This is a genomic window from Shewanella sp. 11B5 (assembly GCF_002836795.1).
In the GTDB taxonomy this organism is placed as follows: domain Bacteria; phylum Pseudomonadota; class Gammaproteobacteria; order Enterobacterales; family Shewanellaceae; genus Shewanella; species Shewanella frigidimarina.
This window is the reverse complement of record NZ_PJAP01000395.1, coordinates 1-7,530: the sequence shown is the minus strand read 5'-3', so window position 1 is coordinate 7,530 and position 7,530 is coordinate 1. Positions and strand designations below refer to the sequence as shown.

At 42.6% G+C, this 7,530-nt stretch carries 6 protein-coding genes; 5 read left to right on the top strand and 1 reads right to left on the bottom strand.

Annotated features, from left to right (window positions below; translation table 11 throughout):
- On the top strand, nucleotides 1-2,207 hold a 2,207-nt coding region (locus CXF78_RS09235), incomplete at its 5' end, for a bifunctional aspartate kinase/homoserine dehydrogenase II (protein WP_102036600.1).
- A 539-nt stretch (nucleotides 2,208-2,746) separates the two neighbouring features.
- Nucleotides 2,747-3,604 carry an HNH endonuclease signature motif containing protein gene (locus CXF78_RS09230; RefSeq protein ID WP_102036599.1) on the top strand — a complete coding sequence of 286 codons (858 nt, stop codon included), beginning with the start codon at nucleotides 2,747-2,749 and terminating at the stop codon, nucleotides 3,602-3,604.
- Between the two features lie 181 nt (nucleotides 3,605-3,785).
- On the opposite strand, the gene CXF78_RS09225 is transcribed toward CXF78_RS09230, so the two are convergent.
- Entirely contained in the window at nucleotides 3,786-4,277 is a 492-nt protein-coding gene (locus CXF78_RS09225; RefSeq protein WP_102036598.1) for a DUF1097 domain-containing protein, read from the bottom strand.
- 542 nt (nucleotides 4,278-4,819) lie between these two features.
- On the opposite strand from CXF78_RS09225, the gene metF reads away from it, so the two are divergent.
- The 3 genes from metF to CXF78_RS09210 form a co-directional block, all read left to right on the top strand.
- Complete coding sequence (metF, locus tag CXF78_RS09220; RefSeq protein ID WP_011638965.1) at nucleotides 4,820-5,704, top strand: methylenetetrahydrofolate reductase; 885 nt, start codon at nucleotides 4,820-4,822, stop codon at nucleotides 5,702-5,704.
- Between the two features lie 200 nt (nucleotides 5,705-5,904).
- The gene (locus CXF78_RS09215; protein WP_257984877.1) at nucleotides 5,905-6,492 is read left to right on the top strand and encodes a c-type cytochrome; all 588 of its coding nucleotides are present in this window, start codon (nucleotides 5,905-5,907) and stop codon (nucleotides 6,490-6,492) included.
- 10 nt (nucleotides 6,493-6,502) lie between these two features.
- Nucleotides 6,503-7,530 (top strand): c-type cytochrome (locus CXF78_RS09210; protein ID WP_102036597.1); only part of this gene is annotated, 1,028 nt, incomplete at its 3' end.

Here is a 7,530-nt window from a genome sequence, read left to right as displayed (position 1 = left end):
AAGAAGAGCTGCAAATTCTGATCAGCTACCAGCAAACGTTAATTGAACAATTATTGTCAAACGAGCAAGCGCGTGATTTACGCGAACGTTTATCTACCGACAAATCTCAGTTAGTCAGCTTATTATCTTTAGAGCAACGTAACGATTACCAATTAAACCAAGTGGTGAGTTTTGGTGAACGTTGGTCGGCGCGCTTAATGGCCGCTTTGTTACGAGAAATGGGCGTAGCTGCGACTCATGTCGATGCGTGCTCTATTTTGGTTGCCGATGAAGGCGCCGTACCCAATATTTTAGTCGCTGAGTCTCGTGACAAGGTACAAGCCTTATTAGCCTTGCACCCGCAAGAGCGTTTAGTGATCACCGGTTTTATATGCGCAAATCGCCACGGCGATACCTTATTACTGGGTCGCAATGGTTCTGATTTTAGTGCCACTTTGATTGCCAGCTTAGCTGACATTGATCGTGTAACCATTTGGACCGATGTTGAAGGGGTGTTTAATGCCGACCCTAACAAAATTAATGATGCGAAATTACTCAAGAGTATGTCCTTAGCCGAAGCTGACCGTTTAGCGCGCCTGGGCTCTCCTGTATTGCATTCTCGTACCTTACAGCCACTGTTTAATACTGAAGTGAGTTTAGCGGTACGCTCAAGTTATGCTTCACACACTGACTTTACTTTAATCGCTCCACTGAGTTCATCAGCGAGTGCGCCTGTGGTCACTAACTTAAATGAAGTGGTGTTGTTTAGTTTTAAAATGAACGCAGATATTGAACCGTTACTGGCCATTTTGGATAAAGCTGGTATCACGCCGTTAGCTTATTGGTCGCTAGCACAACATAAGTTTGAGTTGGCGTTAACGCTTGAAAGCCAAAAACAAGTGCAAGCTTTGCTCACTCAATACAGCAGCGAATTTTTGATTGAAGAGTTGAGTGCCCAAACTGACTTAGGCCTAGTGGCATTAGTCAGTGCCGATGCTCATCACTTTAGACGCAGTTTTGCCCGACTACTCAGTCGTGATGCCAAACCTATTTATCAAGATGCATTAAGTTTGGTCACCTTAGTGCCGCAAGCTCAAGTGAGTTTATTGACCCAAAAAGTACATCGTCGTTGTGCTGGGCCAAGAATGCGTATTGGAGTGTTATTGCTGGGAGTGGGTAACATTGGTGAGGCGTGGATTGATTTGTTTAAACGCGCCAGTCCAGCATTAGATCATGAACTTGAAGCCTCTGTTGAGCTCGTTGGTTTAGTCGGTTCTAAAAAAGCATTAATTTCTAACGACGCAATTAACCTTGAACAATGGCAGCAAGATTATCAACAGCAAGGTATTGAATGGGATTATGATCAACTGTTTGATCAATTAGCGCAGTTATCATGCGATGAAATTGTCGCCTTAGATATTAGTGCTAGTGCCGCCTTAACCTTGCAATATCCAGAGCTATTTGCCCGTGGTATTCATGTGGTGAGTGCCAATAAATTAGCCGGTTCAGGGCCATTGCCATTTTATCGTGAATTAAAGCAGCAGCTGAGTAATCGCCGCTTATTTTGGCGTTATAACGCCAGCTGTGGCGCAGGTTTGCCTATTCAACATGCGTTAAATGACTTACGTAATAGTGGTGACACTATTGAAGCCGTGGGTGGGATTTTTTCGGGCACGTTATGTTGGTTATTCGAAAATTATGATGGCAGCAAGCCGTTCTCAGAATTAGTACTTCATGCTCGCAGTTTAGGCATTACTGAACCGGATCCTCGCGATGACTTATCTGGCCGCGATATGCAACGTAAGTTGTTAATCTTGGCTCGTGAGATTGGCTTAGCGGTAGAGCTAGAAGATATTAGTCTCAACTCGCTAGTGCCTCAAGCCTTAGCTGAGTTATCACTTGAAGACTTTTTAGCGCGCATTAGTGAGCTTGATGACGATTTGTTGCAGCAGTATGTCGCTGCAGCTGAACAGAACAAGGTGCTACGTTATGTGGCTTCGCTGGATAAAGTCGAAGGTAAGTTACAGGCTGAAGTGGGTTTACAGTGGGTTGATAATAATCATCCTTATGCGAATTTAACCCCAGGGGATAATGTGTTTGTTATTCGCAGTGCTTTTTATCAAGGTAATCCTTTGATTATTCGCGGCCCAGGGGCAGGGCGAGAGGTCACTGCTGCGGCTGTGCAGTCGGATTTAGTGCATATTTGCAAAGACCTGTTACAAGAGTAGTTTTGTTGAAAAAGACCATTATCAATGGTCTTTTTTATGTCATCTCGGGAATGTTTTTGTGCTGGGATTTCGTTTTATGTCCTTATGTCCTTATGGCCTTATTGCTTTATGACCTGCGGCCACTAACGTCGTGGCGCTTCGCCCACACCAGAGCAAAGGGGTAAAGCGCTTGTACCCCTTTGCAAACCCTCAGCGTTCCGGCAACATTTTCTGAGAAGCGAAAAGGTCGCGACGGAAATTGATTCAGCTTTTAACTTCGTTTTAATCCAGCCTCGGCCCACTTTATTAATAAAGAGTGAAAATGCTAACGCTTCCGATGGGGCGTCCCTTCCCCTCGAAAGCTAACCAGACATCCATGTCTGGATTCACGCTATTTTCTTCAACGGCCTCAATGTTATTGAGCCTGAAAGTTATAATTAGAACAAATGATTAACCGACGTGCTATACAGGAACAACTATCATAAAGAATAAACTGTTATAACATCCTATGTCTGGCCAATAGCCAATGAGAAATACAAAAACGTTAAGTGAGGGGAGTTATGACCAAAGAACAAAGGCCTCCAATATCCCAAAAAATAAAAAGAGAAGTGCGACAACGTTGTGGCTTTGGCTGCGTAATATGTGGGATGCCGTTATACGAATATGAGCATATGCTTGAATGGGCCGAAGTAAAAAGACATGTTGCGAGTGAGATTACATTATTGTGTAGACAGCATCATGGAGAAAAGACGAATGGATTATTGCCAAAAGAAAATGTTATTGAAGCAAATAACAATCCGTTTAATTTAAGATCTGGTGTGTCAAAAAATCATTTATTGCATTACTCCGGTAAGAGCGTTCAATTAGTTTTGGCGAATAGTATTTTCCAGTTTAAGGATCTCCCTGAAACCGCTTTTTTTGCTCCGTTGGTCATAGATGGTCTAGCGGTAGTTGGTTTTCGTGTGGAGGAAGGTAAGTTATTATTACAATTCATTGCATTTAACGAATTTAATGTACCTATATTACAAATTGAAGACAATGAATTAATCTATCGAACAGAGCAATGGGATATAGAATGGGTAGGTCAAAAACTAACAATTCGAGAAGGTCATAAGAAAATATTACTTCAACTAGTTTTTGAGCCACCACATACAATTATCATGACAAAAGGAAGGATACTATTCAACGGAATCGAACTTCTTATAGGTACGGATTATCTATTTTGTTCAAATAATTCAAGTTTCTTTAGCGGCATTAGTACGACTAATTGTGCAGTGGGGTTAGCCATAGGCGATCCTGTTCCTCAGATGGGCGCAGGAATGGTTTTCTCTGGCATACCGAGATATGGATTCGATAGGAAAGCTGCACGAGATTTCTTGAGGAAGTGTAGAAATAAGAATCGCTCAACAAAAACGTAAACTTGACTACCTTATGCCTCGTTTTAGTTTTAAATTAGAGCTCACCTGAGTCAAATGGTATTAATGCGTCTTTAAACTACATTGTCATTCATTATTGGTAGATACCATTTGAACATTTGCTTAGCCATTTGCTCGCAGGTAACGAATACTCTTAAGGCGACACAATCTAAGTCGCCTGTGTTTAGGCTTCTTCTACCGCGTCATCTTTTAATGATTCAGTGGTTTTATCCGTTAACGTTATTAATAGACCAGTGAGTAGGCTCATGCTGTAACCGAGTACGGCGCCGATAATAAGTGGTGGAATGATAGCGGCTAGATCAGCATTTAAGGCAAAAGTGATGCAACAACCGATAAAGGTGCCGGGAATAAAGGCGAAGTTTTTATTACTGGCTTGTAAGCACATAAATGCGGTGACAATGCCTGTTAATGCATAGCTGATCATTGGCGAACCTAGAACACTGCTGCCTGCAATAATTAACCAGCCCCAGAATACACCGGAAAGATTGGTCATCATCGCCATCATCATGCCTTTAGCACCAGTTTCTGTTTGAGCGAAAAAGGTACTGCAGCCGAGAAAGCCTACCCATGTCACGAGATGAAATACATCAGCAAGACCAGCCCAAACAGCAGCCAATAAACCAGCAGAAATTGCAATTTGCCAACGATGCGCCATAGTCGCCTCTCGATAGATGAAATTTAGAACGGTGAATTTTAAATTTAGCACAATAAACAGAAATTATGTATTTAGGTTTTATAAAAGTCGATCCAGTTCGCAAATAAAAGCAACTGCTAATAAAACCAAACATTATGCAACTTGTTAAGTGGGGGGGAGGGGTCATTACGTTTACTGCATATCACCTCCCGTATTTGCACTCATTCCTCATCATCATGTTTATCGCCTGCGTGCTGACACTTTTGATCAAAACAATTTGAACATTATCAAATGATATTGTCTGTAGGCTGATGAACAAAAAGCCTACAGGCAGTTGAACAAAAAGCTGATTTAAGCTGTTTTCTATAACCTACTATTTAGGCCTAGCGTTAATGTGATTACTACAAATTGCTTATTGATAGTTTTTTAGCTTGACTTAAGATGTAGTTAAACTAGTATATGGACATATAGACGTCCAAACGGCTAAATGGTTTAAGTTGAATTAATCATTTTAGTTGATTGGTATAGACTCCTAAGTGTTACAGAAGTTGAAGGAATACATTATGGCTTTTCATCATGCACAACATGCCCAGTCGTTAAATCAGAGCTTGTCTGAGCTGAATGATATTAATGTGTCTTTTGAGTTTTTCCCGCCTTCAACGCCAGCAATGGAAGAGATTTTGTGGAATTCTATTCGTCGTTTAGAACCATTGAACCCTAAATTTGTATCAGTAACATACGGTGCCAATTCTGGTGTACGTGACCGTACTCATAGCGTGATTGAACGTATCCAGAAAGAAACCAATCTACTCGCTGCGCCGCATTTAACCTTAGTTGATGCTAGTGATGAAGAATTAGTTGAACTGGCAAAGCATTATTGGAATTCTGGTATTAGAGACATCGTGGCATTACGCGGTGATTTACCTGACGGTAGCCCAAAACCAACTCGCTTTGCCAATGATTTAGTGCGTTTACTGCGCTCAGTGGCCGACTTTGATATTTCGGTAGCGGCGTATCCTGAAGTGCATCCAGATGCGCGTAATGCGCAGGCCGATTTAATAAACTTAAAGAAAAAGATTGATGCGGGTGCTAACCGCGCCATTACTCAGTTTTTCTTTGATGTTGAATCTTACTTACGTTTTCGCGACCGCTGTGTTACAGCTGGTATAGATGTTGAGATTATTCCAGGGATATTACCTGTGACTAACTTTAAACAGACTAAGCGTTTTGCTGGCATGACCAATGTCGCTATTCCACATTGGTTACATCGTCAATTTGAAGGTTTAGATGACGACCCTGCAACACGTCAGTTGGTGGGTGCCAACGTTGCTATTGATATGGTGAAAGTATTGTCTCGTGAAGGTGTTAAAGATTTCCATTTTTATACTCTTAATCGTGCAGAATTAACGTATGCCATTTGCCATACATTAGGCGTGCGTCCGAAGTAGCACAATGTAAAGTTTACGCAAAAAAAATCCCGTTAATGGTTTCATTAACGGGATTTTTGTTTAAATATTCGACGTTTGCCGTATTCATTTTTAAATATATTTAGCCTATGGTGGTATGACAATAACCAATCACGAATGACTAAAGAGGTGTGATGATGAAAACATCCTTTTACAAGCTCGCTGCATTGGCTGGCATAACGATGTTAACTGTTATGACAGCAGAAGCTGCAGAAACAACTTCCCCACAACTGCCGGTTCCAGCTGCGGCTCAGCTGTGTACTTCTTGCCACGGTGCACAAGGTCAAGGTATCGATATTATTGGCCCTCGTTTAGCAGGCTTATCTGCCGACTACATCAGCAATCAACTTGCGTTATTTCATGCAGGTAAACGTCAAAACCCAACCATGTTGGCAATGGCTGCTACGGTGCAAGGTGACAATATTGCTGTGGTGGCGCAATATTTTAGTCAGCAACCTGTTGCAGACATTCCGCTCCAATTTCGCGGTGACAAGGTTGGTATTAGCGATCCTTTCGAAGCATTAGCCTTTCAAGGTGATTGGTCACGTACTATTCCAGCGTGTGTAAGTTGTCATGGTCCGTCTGCCGTGGGGGGCGGGCAGTTTCCTCGTTTAGCGGGGCAACAAGCCAGTTACCTTAAAACTCAATTGTTAGCCTGGCAAGAGGGCTCTCGCACAGGCGATGCTGATAACATGATGGGCAATATTGCGCTGAAATTAACGGCTGCCGAAATCGATGGGTTATCTCAGTTTTTTGCCAATATAAAATAAGGACATGGCTATGAAATTATTATCGCTATTGACCATTGGCGCTCTGTTTAGCTTGCCTTTACAGGCCGATGAATTAATGACCGAAGTTCCGGCGAAGCCTACTGCGGTAAAATCGTCTGAGTCTTCGACGACACTACCCGATCGCCAAGCTGCATTACCTGCGCTGGAGAAAAAAGCTGATGCTGTTTATCTTCAACCCGCACCATTAACTGCTATTCCTGAGGGGGATTTTGGTGACAAGGTTCGTTTAGGTTATCAATTGTTTGTTAACACCCAACAACTGCGAGATAAGTATGTTGGCAATGAGCTCAACTGTGTTAACTGCCATATGAATTCAGGACGACAAGCCAATGCATCGCCTTTATGGGCGGCATACTTTGCTTATCCTGCTTATCGCAAGAAAAACGATAAAGTAAACTCTTTTCAAGAGCGCATACAAGGTTGTTTTACCTATTCGATGAACGGTAAAGCTCCGGCTGCAAACTCTCCTGAGCTAGTAGCAATATCGGCCTATTCTTACTGGTTAGGCATGAGCGGATTAATGGACCAATACAAGGTTGCTGGCCCAGTGCCTGAATTGTCTGATGTGGAGTTGGTTAAAGGTGGTAAACGGGATGATTTCCCAATGCCAGCAGCTATTGCTAAACATTTGGATATAGCAGCGTTAAGCCAGCTTCCTGGGCGCGGCTATCCGAAAACATCTCAACCTGAACTGGCCTATTCTCCAGAACGCGGCCAGGTAGTTTATCAAACACATTGCCAAGTGTGTCATGGTGAAGATGGTCAAGGACAAGTGATTGCTGGTGTTACTGCATTGCCACCATTATGGGGAGCTCAAAGCTATAATTGGGGCGCTGGCATGCATAGGGTCAATACTGCAGCTGACTTTATTTATGAAAATATGCCTTTAGGCAAAAGCGTGCAATTAACGGTTCAGCAAGCTTGGGATGTAGCGGCTTACCTTAATTCGTTTGATCGCCCACAAGATCCTCGTTTTAACGGTGATGTGAGTAAGACTCAAGCCACCTATCATAAGCA